13 protein-coding genes, 1 pseudogene and 1 riboswitch are annotated in these 18,389 nt (G+C 49.5%); of the genes and pseudogenes, 12 read left to right on the top strand and 2 right to left on the bottom strand.

The window, feature by feature from the left end; translation table 11 throughout:
- The first annotated feature begins 38 nt into the window (after positions 1-38).
- From AC0YNZ_RS26830 to AC0YNZ_RS26815, 4 genes are read left to right on the top strand one after another with little or no spacing between them, the layout of a single operon-like run.
- A complete protein-coding gene (locus tag AC0YNZ_RS26830; protein WP_475829519.1) occupies positions 39-1,193 on the top strand; it encodes a type III polyketide synthase in 1,155 nt (384 codons plus the stop codon).
- Positions 1,186-1,920, top strand: coding sequence for a methyltransferase domain-containing protein (locus AC0YNZ_RS26825; RefSeq protein WP_475829518.1), 735 nt, complete (start codon positions 1,186-1,188; stop codon positions 1,918-1,920). Before AC0YNZ_RS26830 ends, AC0YNZ_RS26825 begins: the two co-directional genes overlap by 8 nt.
- 1 nt (position 1,921) lies before the next feature.
- Entirely contained in the window at positions 1,922-3,061 is a 1,140-nt protein-coding gene (locus AC0YNZ_RS26820) for an NAD(P)/FAD-dependent oxidoreductase (protein ID WP_475829517.1), read from the top strand.
- Entirely contained in the window at positions 2,953-5,250 is a 2,298-nt protein-coding gene (locus AC0YNZ_RS26815) for an MMPL family transporter (RefSeq protein WP_475829516.1), read from the top strand. Before AC0YNZ_RS26820 ends, AC0YNZ_RS26815 begins: the two co-directional genes overlap by 109 nt.
- Before the next feature lie 154 nt (positions 5,251-5,404).
- Here the strand turns inward: AC0YNZ_RS26815 and AC0YNZ_RS26810 are convergent, their stop codons facing one another.
- The gene (locus tag AC0YNZ_RS26810) at positions 5,405-6,463 is read right to left on the bottom strand and encodes a ParB/RepB/Spo0J family partition protein (protein WP_475829515.1); all 1,059 of its coding nucleotides are present in this window, start codon (positions 6,461-6,463) and stop codon (positions 5,405-5,407) included.
- A 254-nt stretch (positions 6,464-6,717) separates the two neighbouring features.
- Here AC0YNZ_RS26810 and AC0YNZ_RS26805 point away from each other — a divergent pair, with 254 nt between their 5' ends.
- Both AC0YNZ_RS26805 and AC0YNZ_RS26800 read left to right on the top strand, forming a co-directional pair.
- Positions 6,718-7,395, top strand: coding sequence for a hypothetical protein (locus tag AC0YNZ_RS26805; RefSeq protein WP_475829514.1), 678 nt, complete (start codon positions 6,718-6,720; stop codon positions 7,393-7,395).
- 167 nt (positions 7,396-7,562) lie between these two features.
- On the top strand, positions 7,563-9,320 hold the full coding sequence (locus AC0YNZ_RS26800; RefSeq protein ID WP_475829513.1) for a methyl-accepting chemotaxis protein: 1,758 nt from the start codon (positions 7,563-7,565) through the stop codon (positions 9,318-9,320).
- A 145-nt stretch (positions 9,321-9,465) separates the two neighbouring features.
- Here the strand turns inward: AC0YNZ_RS26800 and AC0YNZ_RS26795 are convergent, their stop codons facing one another.
- Positions 9,466-10,134, bottom strand: a complete 669-nt coding sequence (locus AC0YNZ_RS26795) for an AlkZ-related protein (protein ID WP_475829512.1) — start codon at positions 10,132-10,134, stop codon at positions 9,466-9,468.
- Positions 10,135-10,508: 374 nt separating this feature from the next.
- Between AC0YNZ_RS26795 and AC0YNZ_RS26790 the strand changes: the two genes are divergently transcribed.
- The 6 genes and pseudogenes from AC0YNZ_RS26790 to bluB all read left to right on the top strand — a co-directional run bounded on the left by AC0YNZ_RS26790 (position 10,509) and on the right by bluB (position 18,360).
- Positions 10,509-13,067 (top strand): LamG-like jellyroll fold domain-containing protein, encoded by a 2,559-nt coding sequence (locus AC0YNZ_RS26790; protein ID WP_475829511.1) that lies wholly within the window; start codon positions 10,509-10,511, stop codon positions 13,065-13,067.
- A 716-nt stretch (positions 13,068-13,783) separates the two neighbouring features.
- Positions 13,784-13,991: riboswitch (cobalamin riboswitch) on the top strand.
- Positions 13,992-14,121: 130 nt separating this feature from the next.
- Positions 14,122-14,640: a hypothetical protein gene (locus AC0YNZ_RS26785; RefSeq protein ID WP_475829510.1), complete on the top strand. Its 519-nt coding sequence runs from the start codon at positions 14,122-14,124 to the stop codon at positions 14,638-14,640.
- Positions 14,630-15,133, top strand: a complete 504-nt coding sequence (locus AC0YNZ_RS26780) for a hypothetical protein (protein ID WP_475829509.1) — start codon at positions 14,630-14,632, stop codon at positions 15,131-15,133. The genes AC0YNZ_RS26785 and AC0YNZ_RS26780 overlap by 11 nt, the downstream gene beginning before the upstream one ends.
- Before the next feature lie 37 nt (positions 15,134-15,170).
- Positions 15,171-15,314: a CbtB domain-containing protein gene (locus AC0YNZ_RS26775; protein ID WP_475829565.1), complete on the top strand. Its 144-nt coding sequence runs from the start codon at positions 15,171-15,173 to the stop codon at positions 15,312-15,314.
- Positions 15,315-15,399: 85 nt separating this feature from the next.
- Positions 15,400-17,586, top strand: a pseudogene (gene lonB, locus AC0YNZ_RS26770) (ATP-dependent protease LonB); the annotation flags it as partial.
- 111 nt (positions 17,587-17,697) lie between these two features.
- Entirely contained in the window at positions 17,698-18,360 is a 663-nt protein-coding gene (gene bluB, locus AC0YNZ_RS26765) for a 5,6-dimethylbenzimidazole synthase (protein WP_475829564.1), read from the top strand.
- The last annotated feature ends 29 nt before the right edge of the window (positions 18,361-18,389 follow it).

Genomic DNA, 18,389 nt, shown 5'->3' with positions numbered 1-18,389 from the left:
TAAAAGTAACTTGTCCAGAGAGGGTGGGAATTAACGATATGAACCAAACACAATCGAGTGCTGCGGTACTTGGCATAGGCACAGCAGTGCCGCCATATTTGATAGATCAGGCCGATACGGCGCGAAGACTAGTCGATGCGTTAAGCGACAAGCCCGATTCCGCCCGCTGGGGGAGAAGGATCTTCAAGCAATGCGGCGTGGAAAGCCGTTATACTTGTGAACCGAACCTGCTTGCGGAAGCGGCAGAATGCCGTTATTTTTCCAGCTCCTCAGCCGAGGATGCGCCTTCGACGGCGGAGCGCATGGGCATCTATAAGCGGGAATCGGTTCCGCTCGGACTGCGTGCGGCGAGACAAGCACTGGCTGACGGCGATGTCGAGCCTGCTGCGGTTACGCATCTCATCACGGTAAGCTGCACCGGACAGTTTCTTCCCGGAATGGATGCAGCTATCGTGCAGCAGCTGGGACTGGCTTCTACCGTGACCCGCATTCCGCTTAATTTTCTAGGCTGCGCCGCCGGCCTTAAGGCGATAGGGCTATCGCGTCAAATCGTATTGAACGATCATGCCGCCCATGTATTAATCGTGTGCGTGGAGCTGTGCACGCTGCATATTCAGCCTTCAGGCGACAGGGAATCGTTATTCGCCGCTTCGTTCTTCGGAGACGGGGCATCCGCCTGCGTGATTGGCGCGGCAAAGCCTCATCACAAGCCTATTTTTCTGCTCGGACAAGAGCGCTCCGTCCTGCTGCCTGAATGCGCCGGTGAAATGGTGTGGGAGGTAGGCAATCATGGCTTCGACCTGTACCTTTCCCCTCAAATTCCAAAGCTGATCGGCGAATTTATTCCCGCAGAGGTGGAACGATTATGCGGCGAGGAAGAGCTGGAGCTATGGGCCATCCATCCGGGGGGCAAGGGCATCATCGATATTTTGCAAAATAAGTTTGAGCTTACCGATGAGCAAACGGCGCATAGCCTGGGGATTCTTCGCGATTATGGCAATGTTTCCTCGGCTACGATACTCTTTGTGCTGAACGCGATGAGGAAGCATCTTGAGGATACCGGATCGGAGCCGGCAAGCGGAATCGCCTTGGCATTCGGGCCCGGCCTTACGGCCGAGATGATCAAGATTGCTTATGTGCCGGCAGACATCAAGCATGATCTGGAGCAGACGGTGGATGGGACATATGTCTAAAGGTTTGCGATATCGGGCTGCTGAGGCGGAATTAATGGATGATCTATCAATCGGAGGGACGGAGCTGCGTGAAGCGCTGCGGCAGCTTCGCCTTCTAAACCGTATATTCGCAGCCGCTTCGCCGACGCTGCATGGGGTAAAGCGGCTTTGGGAGAAGGCGGGCAAGCCGGGAAGCTTGTCCATTCTCGATATCGGAGCGGGCTCCGGCGATGTGAACGGTCAACTGCTAAGATGGGCGGACGAGCAAGGGGTCGGGCTTATCATTAGGCTGGTAGATATAACCGAGGAGGCTTGCGAGGAAGCGAGGCTTCTTTATCGGGATGAGCCTAGAGTACAGGTAAGGCGGGGTAATTTATTTACCTTGCCTGACGGATGCGCGGATATCGTGACGGGAACGCAGTTCGTGCATCATTTTGCCGAGGAGGAGCTGCCGCATGCAGTCGCAAGCATGCTGAAAGCGGCGAGGCTTGGGGTCGTGATCAATGACATCCACCGCCACTGGCTCGCATGGGCTGCGGTGTGGTTGACGACCCGGATCATCTCGTCTAACCGTTATATTTTGCATGACGGTCCGCTGTCGGTGGCGAAAGGCTTTCGCGCGGATGATTGGAAGCGTCTCGGGCAAACGCTTGAACTCCCCGCTATGTATTGTAAATGGATGCCTTTGTTTCGATACGCTGTCGTGATAAGCAAGGCGCAGGAAAGTTTAATCGACGGAGTTGAGTAGGATGACTCGTATTCTTGATGCGGCTGTGCTCGGAGCCGGCCTTGCCGGCAGCAGCCTTGCCAAAGCGCTTGCGGATAAAGGCTGGGAAACACTGCTGCTCGACCGTCAGTCCTTCCCGCGCCATAAGGTGTGCGGGGAGTTTTTATCGCCGGAGTCGCAAAGCACGCTGCATGCGCTTGGCATAAGCGACACCGTAGCGGGACTTAGGCCGAGCGGAATTGAACGGATACGGCTGATTTTTGAAAATGGAACCGAAGTGGAGGTTTCGCTTCCCGGTAAAGCTTTAGGGCTTAGCCGTTATTCGCTTGATTCCGCTCTTCATCTGGCCGCGCAGCAAGCGGGCGCAAAGCTGCAGACGGGAACAACGGTGACGGCTGTCCGCCCTGCGGACCGAGGCTACAAAATCGAGATGGTGCAAAATGGGGAAAGGTGCTGTGTAGAGGCGCGAACCGTTATTGCAGCGTGGGGGGCGAGCCGGCGGCCGGGACTGCCGGGCTTCCGCAAACCGGATTCTGCTAAGCGTTCCTACATAGGCGTGAAATCACATTTTCGCGGCATATCGATGGAGAAGGTCATCGAGCTTTATTTTTTTCGGGGCGGCTACATGGGGCTATGTCCGATTGAAGGCGGGCTGGTGAATGCGTCGGCGCTGCTGCAGCGGGATGCTTTGGCGAATGCGGGAAAAACGATTATCGCGATTATGCACGCTGCTGCGGAGCGGAATCCGAAGCTGCGCGACAAGCTGGCGCATGCCGAGCCTGTTACGGATTCGCAGGCTGCCGTTGCGCCTGTATATTTAAACCGCAAGCCGCTGGCATGGGAACAGCTTCCGCTTCTCGGCGACGCGGCTGCAATGATTCCGCCGTTATGCGGAGATGGGATGTCGATGGCGCTGCGGTCGGCCGCCTTATGCGCGCCGCTTGCAGACGGCTATTTGCGCGGGAACCTGTCTATGGCTGAATGGCAGCATGTTTATACGGGGGCTATCAAGCGCGAGTTTAAAGGGCCGCTTCGATGGGGCAGCTTTCTGCAATGGCTATTCGGCGTGCCGACCGTGTCCGGCTGGCTGCCGCATGCAGCGCGTATGGCCCCGGCTTTAGCGCAAGGGCTTGTACGGGCGACAAGATTAAAGCCATTCTAATGGTCATGCATTCATTCGATGCCGGGAGGAGCAGGTTTATGGGTGTGCACAGACTTGCGCTTTTTTCCTTCCGTTTTCCAAGATTTATGATCTTTCTATGGATGGTTACGCTGCTCCTTGTCGGCCCTTATGCGTTCAAGCTGCATACCGTCCTTCAGGATCACGGCTTATATCCGCAGGATGGCCAATATGCGCAGGTGCAGAACATGCTTGCTTCCGACTTCGGGATACCGGATTCGCCGGTTATGCTGCTGTTCGAGAGAGAGGAAGGCATACCGAATTCGCGCTTCCAGTGGTTTATCGGGCAAACGCTGCTTCAAGCAGGGGAGCTTGAAGGCTTAAAGGAGCTTGTCTCTCCGCTTGGGCGGCAGGGGATGCTGAAGGGCAATTACGCCTATGCGCTCCTGTCATTTACCTATCCGCCTTATCGGATGAAGGAGGCGCTTGAGAAGCTGGAACGTCAGCTGCCTGCCTATAACGGCATTTCGGTCAAGGTGACTGGCCAATCGGTCATACAAGCCGATGTAAATGAAGCGAGCCATCATGATTTGGCCAAAGCCGAGCTGATCGGAATACCGCTTGCGTTCCTGATTATATGGCTCGTATTCCGCAAAATGGTGATTGCGCTTCTGCCGATTGTTATAGGGATTACGGGCGTGACGGCGGCTATGGGAATGATGTACGGGATTGGCGGGAAGCTGGCCCTTTCGAATTTTGTCTTAAACGTTATTCCGATGGTAGGGCTCGCTCTAAGCATCGATTTTGCGCTTATGCTCGTCAGCAGGTTCCGTGAGGAACTGGGAAAAAACCAGCTGCCGGACGAGTCGCTGGTCCAAACGATAAGAACAGCCGGCAGGGCTGTTTTATTTTCATCGGCCAGCGTCTTTATGGGCTTGCTAAGCTTCGTCTGGATCCCGCTGCCGATGTTTTCGTCCATTGCGCTTGGGGCTGTGGCCGTATTGGCCGTCTCGCTGCTGCTGGCGTTCACGCTGCTGCCTGCCCTCCTTGCGGTCTGCTTGCCTGCGCTGCAAACGGTGAGAAAGCGCCCGGAAGCATCCGGCCAAGCGGAAGTTTGGGCGGGGCTTGCCCGTTTGGTGATGAGGCGTCCGGCTGCGATGGGCTTGCTGGCAGGGGGGATTTTAATCGTATGCATGCTGCCCGTGAGCCATATGAAGGTTACGATCCCCAATGAGACATCTCTGCCGCAAAGCTACGATTCCCGGTTGGCCGCTGAGGCTTATCACGCTTATTTCGAGCAGCCGGCCACGTCAAAAGTTTGGGTTGTCGTGGAGGGAAACGCGCTGTTTCTGAAGCTGGCGGATTGGACGGATTCGTATGCGCTTGCGGAACGCTTTAAGCGTGATCCAAGCGTGGTACGGGTCGAATCGGTTTTCTCAAGCCTTAAGATGCAGCCCAAGCAATTGCTGGCAATCGCCCTGAAGCCGCTGCAAAAGAAGAAATACGAAGCGGCGCTTCAGCCTTTCCTGCACGATAACCGAATGCTGCTGCAGGTGACGATATCGGCTGATCCAGCATCGGGCGCAGCGATGAATTGGTTGAGGGAATGGGAGCGGAGAGGGGAGACGTCGCCGTTAACCTTCTCGCTAGGCGGAGAGGCAAAATATGAGCAGGAAGTATTCGACCAAGTTTTTGGCAGCTTGGGCCGCGTGCTGTTCTTTCTATTTTTTTCGAATTTTATCGTGCTGTTTGCCGCCTTCCGCTCCGTTCTAATAGCGCTAAAAACGATCCTGCTGAACTTTCTAAGCATAGGAGCATCCTTCGGTATGTTGGTGTGGCTCTTCGCGGATGGCCGATTGGGGATCGAGCCGGGCAGCATCGCCATTATGATACCGGTATTTATTTTCGGCCTCGTGTTCGGAATTAGCATGGATTACGGCGTATTTCTCGTTTCGCGCATGTATGAGGAATATGGCAGGACGCGCAGCAATGAGCTGGCTATTGTGAAGGGGCTGGCCGCTTCCGGCAAAATCATTACCTCAGCAGCGGCCATCATGATTGCGGTCACCGCTCCGTTCGCATTCGGCGAGGTCGCCGGGGTGAAGCAGCTTGGCATCGGCATCGCGGCCGCTATCTTCATCGATGCAACGATCGTCAGAATGGTGCTGGTGCCCTCCTTAATGAGCATGCTCGGAAACTGGAACTGGTGGGCGCCAGGCTGGTTGAAATAGCGGCAAAAAAGGCTGATCCCAAGTCGGATAACTTTGGGAACAGCCTTTTTCAAATATAAGAAAGTATAAATTTGAACCCTATACTATGCTTATATTTCACCGCGAAACGATCCTATGCCGTCAAAGATGGCATCAGCCGTTTACGCTTGCTGCATTATTCTGCTGCGGATGCCGCTTGCCATTTCGCAGCCGCTAGCTCGCGTACCGTCTTCCATTCCGCCAAATGCTTCTCCAAACGGTCGATCAACGTGTCCACGCCTTGGATGAAAGGGGCTTGCCCGCCCGCCTCGATCGCTTCTACGGATTGCAGCGTATCTGCTGATAAGGAGCTGTCAGCCGGTAGGGCGGCAGCCAGCTGCTGAAGAATTAGCTCGATTGAAGCCCCGGCTGCCGCTGAGACTGCAGGCTGGCTGACCTTCGGAGCTTCATCAGTCTTCTGCTTAGCATGCTTCCCGGCTTTCGGCGCGGGCGCTTTCGGCTCGGCAGCCGGCTTGGCGCGCTCCGCTTTGTTCTGCTCATGGGTCGACCAGGTTTCGATGAGGCCGCTTCCTGTTTTGAAGAGCAGCTTGTCCTTGGTGCTGTCTGAAATGGTTTTATCTTTAAACAACTTGGCGATTTTTTTCACGTCGCTAACCGGCAGCTCATCCCTTGCCGCGATAAGCGCAAGCGGATCACGATGCTCGATAGGCAGGTCTTTTAGAGGGAGCAGCTGATCCTCCGTCAGCTTGTCCTTCCTAATCTCGGTGCCGCTCACGATCAGCTTCTTCACCGCATTGCCGAATTTCAGCAGCTCGCATTTGTTTTTGATATAGGATTCGGGCTTGCCCAGCTTGCCGGACAAAAATTTGGTCGAGCTTCTGAACTTCGGATCGTTGAGCAGCTTATTGAACGCCTCCGCCTCTTCAATCGGCGAGAAGCCCTCGCGCGTCAAATTTTCCGCGATTTGCTCCAAATAAATTTCCATCTCGTCCGTAACGGTAGAGACGATGCATGGAATCGTCGGCCGCCCGAGCATCTTGCTTGCTTTATAGCGGCGGTTGCCATAGATGATTTTATAACGTCCGTTGCTCGTTGATCTTACTTTAATCGGTGAGAGCAGACCGATTTCCCCGATGCTTTTCATCAATTCCTGCAGCGCTTCCTCATCAAACTGATACCTGGGCTGATCGGTATCCTCGTCAATTAAATCCGTAACAATTTCAATAATATCCATATGATTTATTTCTCCTTAATGTTTTGAATAACCAGACTTATTTCGTAAGCATGCGATTAGTTTTATGTAACAAAACTTGCTTCGTAAGCGTGTACTATGTTTTCAATGTCCCCGACGGTGACTTATCCTATTATATATCAAGGGTGAAAATGAGGAAACGATTGGTGGCGCTAAGCGGAGTGAGCTGCATCTATGGAAGAAATTGAAACAATTAATCGACGGTGCTCGTTATCTTTCGTAAAGGGGGATGGCTAATGAAACGAATGAGGAGAGCCGGGCTTATCATTTTGTTGATGATAGGCATGCTTCTAACAAGCTGCGTCAGTAAGCCTTATGGACATTACCGGGACGATCAAATGATTGGGTTCGTAGACGGCATAAATGAGCAGGAACAGACGATCGGCTTCGATATCTCTGAATGGACAAAGCGCGATGAACCGGGGCCGGCTATCAATGATTGGGGAGCGATCTATGAAGCCCGTGTGCTTCCGGGCACGAAGATAAGCAATGAAGCAGGCGAGCGGCTGGGGTGGAAGGATCTGAAGTACGGACAGAAGGTGCTGATTAGCCCGCCGAAGACGGAGAAGGTAACGGATATACCGGATGAGCTCATTATTTTGTCTATGACCAACGAAGAATTATTAAAGAGAGCGGGCTTGCTAGCCGGTAAAAAAGGCGTTTATCGAACGACTGTCGTATACGAAAAGGGTCAGCTTCAACCCTTTGATGATGCATATATAGAAAAGGAAGCGAGCGTCGTTCTTCAGGGCGGCTATGGCTGGCTGGAGTATAATCCAAACTATGTGATGGATGTGAAGAAGGCATTCGATATTAAGTCTTTTCCAGTATTCCTAGTATTCGATTCAGAGAAGCTGGTGTTGAAGACGGATCAGCTGGATGCGGTTATTGCGTTTATAAGCTCTACAAAATGATCTAAGCTTTCATGTCTGAAGAACTATATTAACTAGGTATAAAGTGTGGAATATTTTTCATTAATGTCGAAAAATGGTGGTATGATGAGGAATATATTAAAAAATCACCGGCCCGATTTTTCCAGTTCTATAACTTGATCGGTAGGGCGCAAAGGGGAAGCCAGCGAATGATCACGGTATTGAAAAAGCATCTGATTGTCCGTATTTTATGTGCAATGACCGCAGTCATGATTTTGATAGCGGGAGGCTACGTCGGTACACAGGTCGTACAAACCAAATCCGCAGTTGAACAGGCGATTAACAGCTACAATATGCGGATCGGGGAGAGCTACGCCGCAACGCTTCAGCCGGATCGTTTTGCCGAATTCCTTAAGCAGCCGCAGGAGACGGAGCTGTACTGGTCGCTTCGCCAAGAACTTAATCATTTCCGTACGCAAATTGGTGCGCGATATGTATATTTTGTTCGTTTCGATGAAAAGCGGCAGCCGCTAATTATGATTGACGGCATGCCTAAGGGGGATAGCTCCGCGTCTCCTATTAATGAATTAACGGATATGCCCGCCGCGGCGGTTGAGAATGTTTTAGCCGGAAAGAACGCAAGCTCGCCGCTTATTGAAAATCCGGTATACGGCTCCTATTTATCCGCCTATGTGCCGGTGAAGGATGCGGGCGGCGCAGTTATCGGGGCGCTTGGCATCGATACCGATGCGGCTGTATTCCAGCAGCTTGCTTTGGATGTCATTTGGGAAAGCGCGCCTCTTTATATTTTGATGCTGGTAATTACGATAGCTCTAATTGGAGCCATTGTATGGTTTGTTCGGAGATCGCTGCAGCCTTTGCAAACGGTGACCGACAGCGCGGAGAAGATGGCTTCAGGAAACTTGGCAGAGGCGAATGCGGTTTTGCGGGCAAGGCCGGTTAAGTCCATAGATGAAATCGGTAAAGTGTACAAGGCTATGCTTACCATGTCGGAGCATTTAAACGAACGGGTTCGCGGTGTGGTCGTCAATGTGGAGAAAACCTCGGAGCAGCTTGTCTCGTCCTCGCAAACCTTTGCCAGCCATGCTGATCAAATGCTGCAAATGGGCGAAACGATGAACGGCTCGGTGCAGCATATTTACGAGGGCGCGCATGCCCAGAAGAAGAGCGCGGACGACAGCGCGCTTGCGATGGAGGGAATCGCGCAGGGCATCGTTAGAATTGCGGAATCTTCATCAACCGTTTCCACCGCTGCTGTACAATCGCTGGAAATCGCACAAGCGGGCGAATCCGCCATGAAGCAATTAAATAACCAGATCAGAAGCATCTCAGAGTCTGCCGCTCAGACGCTCGATACAGCTAGGCAGCTGAAAGGCTACACGGGAGAGATCGGTCATGTAATCGGCTCGGTTCGCGAATTTGCGGATCAGACAAAACTCCTTGCATTGAACGCATCTATTGAAGCGGCTAGGGCAGGAGAGCATGGCGCAGGCTTCATGGTTGTAGCTAAAGAGGTTCGCAAGCTGGCGGACGCTTCCGCATCCTCCGTACAGCAAATTTCATCGCTGCTTAGCCATATTGAATTGGAGTCAGGAAGAATTAGCGATGAAATGGAGAAGGCCTCAGGGGAGATTGGCGCTGGTGTCTCTTTATCGGGCGAAGCGGCGGAATCGTTCCTGCATGCCGTCGAGTCGTTCCGTCTTGTAAGCGAGCAAATTATGGAGGTATCGGCAACGACGGAGCAATTAACCGCCGGCTCCGAAGAGGTCGCGGCTACGGTGAGCAGCATCGCTCACATAGCAAGCGGAGTATCTGAGATGACGGAGCAGATTCAAGCGATGACCGCCCGGCAGCTGGACATGATGAAGCAGGTTCGCGATGCATCAGCCGTGTTGAGCGACAATACGAAGGATATGAGGCAGGCTATATCACAGGTCAATGTTTAAAGCCTGCTATTATCATAGAGAATGCAGCGTATGATATGAGAAATAAAGAACATGAGGAGACTTTCAGAAAATAATGGAATGATACATAAGAGGGGAGATGCAAGTTAGCCTGCGCTAATCTTAAGCATCTCCCTTTTTGCTGCAGCTAGACGTTAAACCGCAGCTTCTTGTCCAAATATTTCAATGCCTTCTCTGTGCAAACCTCGCTCAGCTCCGCTTTGACGGCAGCTTTAGCATCAGGAAGATCAGCCGCCTCCGCTGCATTTTTGCCAAGCGTTACTTGCAACCAATGGTCTGAGCTTTCAAAGCACATGCTGTTCCAGCCGCCGTCGAAATCGCTCTCTTGTGCTCCGGTAATGACAATATCGGCGAAATTTTGAAGCTCAACCAGCGCCCGCTCATAATCCTTCTTTTGCTCCTTGGCGGTAAGCTTGCTTTCCTTCCGCAAATTACGCGAATCGATATTTCCGGCTTCTCTGATAATGTGATAAATATTTTTGGCGTCCGGCGACATTAGGCCGCTAGTATATCTCTCTTCAACACTTTTCCCTAGGGAAAGCAGCGTTTGAATAAGCGGGAACAGATCAATATGAATGAAGGTTAATTTAGTGCTAAAAAACTTGCCGTAAGCCGCATGCTCATCCTTTACGATCTTGACGCGCCATAGCCACGGATCCAGCTCGGTTCCCGTATGCCAGCTGTCACTGGGAACGACGGAGGTAAGGGAAGGATGCTCGGGAATAAGATCGGAGAATGGGAAAATCTTATATTGACTGACCAGCTGTACGAACTCCGGGTACGTTGAGATGCTCATGTGTTCACTCCTAAAATAGATTACTGAATTATTCTAGTTATAACCTTATTTTTCCTTCACACACGCTGCGCGGCAAGGATGTAACTTTTCCGTCATTTGTGCAATGCCGTAGAAGTAAGAATAGGAAAAGGCGCCCGAACCGGGCGCCTTTTGTCATGACAAGAACGATTGTTCGATAATAAGTTTTGGTTGAGATCTTATAAAATTTATACTATTATTAATTTGTTGATAATTACATTAATATTTTTAAAGATGTAAGCGTTTCATCAACTCCGATTCGATTACAATCGTGGGAGGTGTGGGAAGAACCAGTGTAAACCAGCAATATGAATGCGTTTGCATATCAACGGTGATTGTGAGAGGAGAAGCTTTGAATGAGTAAACGTTCATCCATTAGATTCATTCTTCTATTATTAACATTTATATTAACATTACCGAATGTCGTGCTCGCTGAGGGCACAGCCGTAACGGATAGCCAGCCAAGCGATAATAGCAACAAACCTCACCTTGACGAGCAGGGCGAAACTCCGGCATTTACAAACGTTTCTGTTCACGACCCTTCGATCGTGAAAGACGGCGACACGTATTACGTGTTCGGTTCTCATATCGAAGCGGCAAAGTCGACGGATTTGCAAAATTGGACCCGGTTCACGAATGGATACACGACACCAGGCAATGTCTTGTTTGGTGATTTATCCGCAAATCTGGCAGGCTCCTTTGCATGGGCCGGAGAGAACGATTCCGATAGCAAGGGCGGGTTCTCCGTTTGGGCTCCCGATGTTTTCTGGAACAATGACTACATCAATAAGGACGGAACAACCGGTGCCTATATGATGTATTACAGCGCATCATCCACGTATATTCGTTCGGCAATCGGTTTTGCGGTAGCGAAGAACATAGAAGGGCCGTATACGTATGGGGATACCGTCATATATTCCGGGTTTACCCGGGATGAAGCGTACGATAACAACAGCGTAATCAATAAGAAATGGACGAATACGAATATTCAGGCGCTTATCGATAACGGCAAGTTAACGGGAACAAGGCCGGAGTGGTTCAATGCAAACGGATCATATAACAACTATATTTATCCGAATGCGATTGATTCGACTCTGTTTTATGACGAGAACGGGAAACTGTGGATGACATACGGTTCATGGTCCGGCGGCATTTTTCTGCTTGAAATCGATAAATCGACGGGTAAAGCCATCTATCCGGGCGAGGACGGCACGACGTCAGACGGCAGACTGATCGACCGATATTTTGGAACGAAAATTGCAGGCGGCTATTATAAATCGGGCGAAGGTCCGTATATTGTGTATGACAAGAACACGGACTATTACTACTTGTATGTAACTTATGGGTGGTTAGGGGCAGACGGCGGTTACAATATGAGACAGTTCCGTTCCAGAAATCCCGAGGGCCCTTATGTAGACGCCCAAGGCCAAAATGCCGTTTTACCGGGCGCTACGGATAATGCTCCCTACGGCAACAAGCTGATTGGCAATTATTTATTTGAGCGAAAAATCGGGGATGCCGGAACGGGTATCGGCGTAGGATACGTTTCTCCGGGTCATAATTCCGTATATTATGACGCGGAAACCGGCAAGCAATTCCTGATTTTCCATACAAGATTCCCGCAAACAGGCGAATTTCACGAGGTTCGGGTTCACCAGATGTTTATGAATAAAGACGGCTGGCCTGTGGTTGCTCCTTATCGTTACACAGGCGAGACCCTTGATAAAGTAAACATCCAGGATTTGATCGGGGAATACAAATTCATTAACCATGGGAAAAGCTATTCCGGAGCGATCACGAACTCGGTTCTTATACGGTTAAACGAAGACTATACCATTTCCGGCGATGTAAAGGGCAGTTGGGCGAGGACAAGCCATAATCAAGCGAAAATCACAGTGGATGGAGTCGCCTATAGCGGCGTATTCGTACGTCTTTGGGATCCGGCTTCGGAACGTTATGTGATGACGTTCACCGCGATGTCGAAAGGAATTTCCGTCTGGGGAAGCAAACTTCTAGGTAAAACCGATCAGGAAATCGTCACGGATGTTGTCAACGATCTGGACCTCGGCGATACAGCGAACGTCATTTCCAATCTAACGCTTCCGGCAGAAGGGACCAGGCACGCACAAATTACTTGGCAGACTTCGGATTCCGGCGTTGTAACGGAAACAGGCGTCATCAGCCGGCCGGAGGCCGGTTCGGACAGCGCGACGGCTGCGCTAACCGCAACCATCGCGAAAGGTGACGTAACGGCAACAAAAAGCTTTACAATCACGGTATTGCCTTACCAAGCAGCCGGTTTGGCCGCTCATTACGCGTTCGAAGATAACTTGAGCGATGCGACGGGTAATTTCGGCGCAGGTAAGTTAACCGGCAATCGCATCAATAATACCGGCGGCGGCATGACGTATGGCGAGGGCAAGAGCGGCAAAGCCGCAGCGTTCGACGGGGGATCCGGCGTACGCTTGCCCGATGGGCTCATCGCCAGCAATACGTACTCTGTCTCGGTTTGGTTAAAGCCGGAGCAGTTAACGATGTTTACGACGACTTTCTTTGGCGCGAGAGACAGCAGCAACTGGGTAAGCCTCGTTCCGAGCGGACCGGCCGGCGGTAATACGATGGTTTGGTCCGGCAGCTCATGGTACGATGCGGTCACAGGCATGACCATCCCTATCGGAGCATGGAGCCATTTAGCGCTTACCGTCGATAACGGCACGATCCATGTTTATGTGAACGGCGAAGAGAAGTTTACAGGCACGAACTTCCCGAACATCTTCACGACTGCCGATGCAAGCTTCAGCTTAGGCGTGAACTGGTGGGATACGCCATTTAAGGGACTGATAGATGAATTACGCATTTATGAAGGCGCTCTTTCACCGGCGGAAGTTGCAAGCTTGGCAGGAATAAAAGAATAACGGCCTCTTGGAGTGAAAAATGAGGAACAATCATACGATTTCCGTGTGATTTTTCCTTTTTTTTGTAAAATAAACACGATACCTCCAATTCAGGTTTTACCTGTTTACCTGTAGAATGGGGTTATTGAAGATAAAACAGGCGGCCATCCTATACCGGCTGCCGTTTTCTCAAGGATAACGTAACCTTACTTTACTGTATTTTGAACAGGAGGAAGAAAGATGAGAAGATTGTTAGCTTTTTTGGTATTAATAATTGCTCTCTACGGATTGGTCTTTGGTTATCGTACATTATCATGACCTGAAAATTGGCGAAAGGGTAACTGTAAAAACAAAGGGATATACCATGCTATCGTATCCGCCACAAGCAGTGGCAGATGAAATTTTAAGACATTCAATTAGAAAATAAATTAAGCGTGTGCTATGAGCGTCTCAAGAGATTACCGTTTATGATGCTAATCATTTATATGGTGAAATAGGAAAATATTGATTTATGCAGTTTGCAGATGATGCTGTGCAAGGCGAAATAGATTTGAAGAATCCGGAGTGAATTGTTCTCAAATATCCGAGAGCTATGATCCGCCTCATGGAGAGTAACAGGTTGACCTCATAGCCTTGCGTTTTCATAAGCGAAGCGGCACGGCAGCGAAATCAACCGGATTGTCATAGACATTTTTCAAGATCCCTATTATACTAAGCATGACTTTGAACTACTATACGAAAACATTTCAGGAAAAGGTGAAACGCTAAGGCGTTTCTTAAAAGGGAAGAACGGTGTAAGTCCGTCGCGGTCCCGCCACTGTTAATGGAGAGCATGCATAAGCCACTATGAAAAGTGGGAAGGCTTATGCAACTGAATTGATGCATCATTCAGTTTATTGCGTTTGATCCATGAGCCAGGAGACCTGCCATTTCTTTTGAACACTAAAGAACCTACGAGGATAGGGAAGTGTATAGATCGCTAGTTTTTTTGCGTTTCTGTAAACACTTCTATGCTTTTTTGGTAGAAGTGTTTTTTTGCGTGTTTAAAAACCAGTAATAAAGGAGCAATGAAGTGATGACAAAGTGGTTAAGCGTCGGGTTTGCAGCTTTTTTGATTTTTGGAGCAGTTTTAGTAACTTCGGCCGCGGCGAAGGATGCGGCAACTATTGAACTGAATGAGGGGGTGCTGGCTACCGTTCGCCCGGATTTGGATACGTCTACAGTGGAGCTGAGTTTCCAAGATGTTACTAACGGTTCGGTACATATTCAGCTAAGCAGTCCGGAGACTAAATTTTTCTCGCCTACGGACTTTCCGTGGGTAGAAGGAACGCCTTTAATAGATTCAACAGTATCGATTGAGAATGGGAAGGCGTCATTTGATTATATGTTTCCGATTCGCGGGGAGTATGCGATGACGCTGGATTTAATGGATGATACCGGGAAAGCAATCGGCACCCAAGAACTGAAGATCAACATTCATGAAAATCCAAAAGAGGTTCGGAACGCAATTATATTCATTGGATTGTTAGCGATATTCGGATTGCTGTGCGGATGGGTATTTTCGAAACGGAGGATGAGACTCGATGCGGTTTAATAGAATAGCAGGTTTAGTTTTAATTCTAATGTTGATGATGCAAGCGTCTGTTTTTGCGCACGGTTCGGATGAATCGGAAGCCGATATTCACGCCCGTGTAGGCGAGCTTGCTTATGTTGAAGGGAAATTTGATCAAATCGGGAGTAATCCGGTTGCAGTAAAGTTTAAAGCTGTAAGGCTTGAGGATGGGGCAGACATATTATCCATGGAAAGCCCCTCTGTTGACGGCACTTATAAGTTCGGTATGCAATTTTTCGATGGGGCGGAACATGAAGTGACGGTCGAGGCTGTAGATCCTGCTAACGGATCCGTCATCGCCGAGCAAAAATATATTGTAGGCGTACAGGCATTCAATCCGCCCGCTGGAGTGAAATTTAAGGCATTTGTCTTCCTGCTTGCAGTCATCGCAATAGGAATGATAGCAGGCGTTGGCATTAGTAAACTAGGCAAGAGAACACGATACGCAAAGGGAGGAAATTTAAGTGCTAAATAAATTTGAACATCAGAAGAGTCATGGATTTAGAAAAATAATGCAATCTCTTACGTTCCAACTAACCGCTATCACAGCTCTTGCAGGCATTGTTATTTATACGGCCCTTTTTTCTACTTACGCTCCGGTGCATGATACACTTCACGAATTGCGACATGCTTTGATGTTTATTCCATGCCATTAAGGTGGTCTTTGCTTTGAACCGATTTGTAATTCATCTATTTGCCTCAGCATTGGATCATTATGCCCGTAAAGGCAAGGTTGTTGCCATGGAACGGATGATCGCTTTGATCATCCGGCTTTTTGAGAAACAGCCCGAGCAATGGATTGAAGCATTATATCTGTTTTCCACAGACACGCGCTGGATTCTTCGATACTTGGCAGGCCGGGAAATTGGGCGATTGATCGTTCATGACCAAGGCGAGGCAGCGAGTATAGCGATGCGTCTTGCAGGCGATTCTTCCCTTTATGTGCGTGAAGGGATAGCTAAAGGGATTGTGCAGTCTGCTGAAGCTCGCTTTGATCAAATATGGCAGTTTTGGCAAAAAGCTTTTGACGATTCATCAGATGAAGTCCGGCAAACCGCTGCTATGACTCTAATCGCCTTACTGAATATGCCGGAAATAAAGATGAAGCTGCTGCCTGAAGCGGAAAAAATTCGCCATGACGGTTCAGTAAAAGTGAAAGCCATTTTTGAAAACTACGTCGCCCCGATTCTAGAGAAACAAAGCTCAGCTTTTGAACAAAGAAGCGACTATGCAACAACAGCTGAGGTACCTGTACCGGAAAAGATCATTGACCAGGTTGTAGGCCAGGATGAAGTTGTGACTGTCATTCGCCTTGCCGCCTCCCAAAAAAGGTCGGTGCTGCTCATAGGTGAACCGGGAACAGGGAAAAGCATGCTTGGGCAGGCAATGGCCGAATTGCTGCAAGGATCTCGTTTGACAGATGTTGTAGCCGAGGCAGGAGTGAAAGAGCGCAACGTCCCGTCTATCCGTTTATTGCCAGCCGGTGAAGGGGAACGAGTCATAAAAGAGTATGAACATTCACATCGTTCTAATGCTGCTTCCTTACGTTGGATATTGGGATTTGCAGCATTTGTCTGTTTATTTGTAGCGGTGTTCTACTCCTTGACCCGGGATAATCCGGTTTATATGATGAGCGGTCTTTTAATCCTGTTACTCCTATTTTGGTTTGGAAAAACATTGAAAGTTACGCCTTCTAATAAAACACCTAAATATCTGATTAATAATTCAGGTAAGGAAAATCCCCCTTTTATTGATGCAACCGGATTGCATGCAGGCGCTCTGCTTGGCGATGTAAGGCATGACCCTTATCAATCAGGAGGTATGGAGACGTCACCTCATCATCTGGTTGAACCGGGGGCCATTCATTTAGCTCATCAAGGAGTACTCTATATCGATGAGGTTTCGACACTATCTTTAGAATCCCAACAAGCCCTTCTTACTGCGTTTCAAGAAAAAAAGATGGCAATAACGGGGCGAACCCCCGGTTCAAGCGGGAGGATGATTCGCACCGAGCCTGTGCCAAGCGATTTTATTTTGGTGCTCGCCGGCAATATGCAGGATGTTGAGAAAATTCATCCCGCTTTGCGATCAAGGATACGCGGTTACGGGTACGAAGTATATTTGAAAGACACGATGCCTGATACGGCGGAAAACCGTTTTAAACTGTTTCAATTTGTTGCTCAGGAAGTTCATAGAGACGGGAAAATTCCTCACTTTACTTCCGCAGCCGTTAATGAAGTGATCCATCAAGCAAGTCATAAGGCCGATCGGGCTGGATATTTATCCTCCCGCTTTCGTGAACTCGGAGGCTTGATCCGGGCAGCTGGCGATATGGCTGTTCAATCCGGCTCGGCGCTTGTTCATAAGGATCATATTTTGAAGGCATTAAATATTTCTATGCCGCTGGAAGAACAGATCGGTTTGCGTGAATACGAGGGTTTGGAGCTCCTTCGAGCCGGTTCATGCTGTGGAAGGGTAAAGGCGCTCGCAAGCAATCAAGAAGCTTTCGGAACAATGGTGCAGTGTTGGACGGATTTCCAGCCTTCAAAGGCAGTTGAAATAAAAACATCAGGTGAGGGGTCCGGCAATCCGGACGTTTCATCGATTGAAGCAGCCTTAAACCGATTTCAGCTTCCTGGAAAATACTTTATTGAGATAGAAGGGGCGAAATCGAACGATAGTTTTAAACATTTTTCTTTGGCAATCGCCCTCTCCGCTTTATCGGCAGCGCATAAGTCGATATTGCCTGAACATTTAGCGGTTTGCGGGAGTATAAATGTGCTTGGACTGGTTAAGGAAAGCCGTTATTTTGATCGAACGATAGCAGCGGCACAGCATTTAGGAATACGAACGCTGATAGCGCCAATAGGCAATCGCAGAGCAGAACTTCCAGGCGGTATTCAATTTATATGGGTGCATTCCATTGATGAGGCTTGGCACGCTGTTCAATCTCAAAGTGCAGCGCTGGCCTTGCCAATAAAAGAAGCTGCCGTACAGCCTGTCCTACAATCTGTTTCAAGAGGCAATTCATTGACTGATATTCCCCGGACGGACTTTGCCTTCTCGAAACAGGACAAGGCGGCCGTGTATAAAGCGATTGAGCAAAGAAGAGATATTCGAAGCTTCAGGCCGGATCCTGTCCCGGATGAACTGCTGAAGCGTCTGCTTACCGCAGCTCATCACGCACCTTCCGTCGGTTACATGCAGCCGTGGAACTTTATTGTTATAAAGTCGGAGGAGACGAAACAAAAGTTGAAGGATGCGGCGGATAAGGAAAGACGTGCGCTGATGGTTCATTATGAAGGGGAAAAAGCCAACAAGTTTTCAAAGTTGAAAATTGAGGGCCTCACTGAAGCGCCTATTACTTTATGCGTTACACTCGATCCAACTCGCGGCGGTCCCCATGTTTTTGGCCGGAATTCCATTCCTGAAACGGATCTTGCTTCCGTATCCTGCGCGATTCAAAATCTTTGGCTGGCTGCGAGGGCCGAAGGGCTGGCAGTAGGATGGGTCAGTTTCTATAAAAAGCAGGATGTAAGAGGGGTGCTTGATATTCCTCCGCATGTTGACCCGGTTGCTTTAATTTCCATCGGTTATACGGATGAGTTTCCCGATCAACCGATTTTGCAAAAGGAAAATTGGCGTAAACGCATTCCACTAGAAGAACTCATATACTCCGAGTTTTGGGGAAAAGAAGGTTAATAGATTTAGGCTTACTATGAAATTGGAGG

Source organism: Paenibacillus sp. J2L1-98 (genome assembly GCF_056269405.1).
This window is presented reverse-complemented; position numbering and strand designations above follow the sequence as displayed.

What these genes read in the sequence shown, in the direction of transcription:
- AC0YNZ_RS26830 (WP_475829519.1), top strand. Translation starts at nt 39, where the DNA reads ATGAACCAAACACAATCGAGTGCTGCGGTACTTGGCATAGGCACAGCA.
- AC0YNZ_RS26825 (WP_475829518.1), top strand. Translation starts at nt 1,186, where the DNA reads ATGTCTAAAGGTTTGCGATATCGGGCTGCTGAGGCGGAATTAATGGAT.
- AC0YNZ_RS26820 (WP_475829517.1), top strand. Translation starts at nt 1,922, where the DNA reads ATGACTCGTATTCTTGATGCGGCTGTGCTCGGAGCCGGCCTTGCCGGC.
- AC0YNZ_RS26815 (WP_475829516.1), top strand. Translation starts at nt 2,953, where the DNA reads ATGGCTATTCGGCGTGCCGACCGTGTCCGGCTGGCTGCCGCATGCAGC.
- AC0YNZ_RS26810 (WP_475829515.1), bottom strand. Translation starts at nt 6,463, where the DNA reads ATGGATATTATTGAAATTGTTACGGATTTAATTGACGAGGATACCGAT.
- AC0YNZ_RS26805 (WP_475829514.1), top strand. Translation starts at nt 6,718, where the DNA reads ATGAAACGAATGAGGAGAGCCGGGCTTATCATTTTGTTGATGATAGGC.
- AC0YNZ_RS26800 (WP_475829513.1), top strand. Translation starts at nt 7,563, where the DNA reads ATGATCACGGTATTGAAAAAGCATCTGATTGTCCGTATTTTATGTGCA.
- AC0YNZ_RS26795 (WP_475829512.1), bottom strand. Translation starts at nt 10,134, where the DNA reads ATGAGCATCTCAACGTACCCGGAGTTCGTACAGCTGGTCAGTCAATAT.
- AC0YNZ_RS26790 (WP_475829511.1), top strand. Translation starts at nt 10,509, where the DNA reads ATGAGTAAACGTTCATCCATTAGATTCATTCTTCTATTATTAACATTT.
- AC0YNZ_RS26785 (WP_475829510.1), top strand. Translation starts at nt 14,122, where the DNA reads ATGACAAAGTGGTTAAGCGTCGGGTTTGCAGCTTTTTTGATTTTTGGA.
- AC0YNZ_RS26780 (WP_475829509.1), top strand. Translation starts at nt 14,630, where the DNA reads ATGCGGTTTAATAGAATAGCAGGTTTAGTTTTAATTCTAATGTTGATG.
- AC0YNZ_RS26775 (WP_475829565.1), top strand. Translation starts at nt 15,171, where the DNA reads ATGCAATCTCTTACGTTCCAACTAACCGCTATCACAGCTCTTGCAGGC.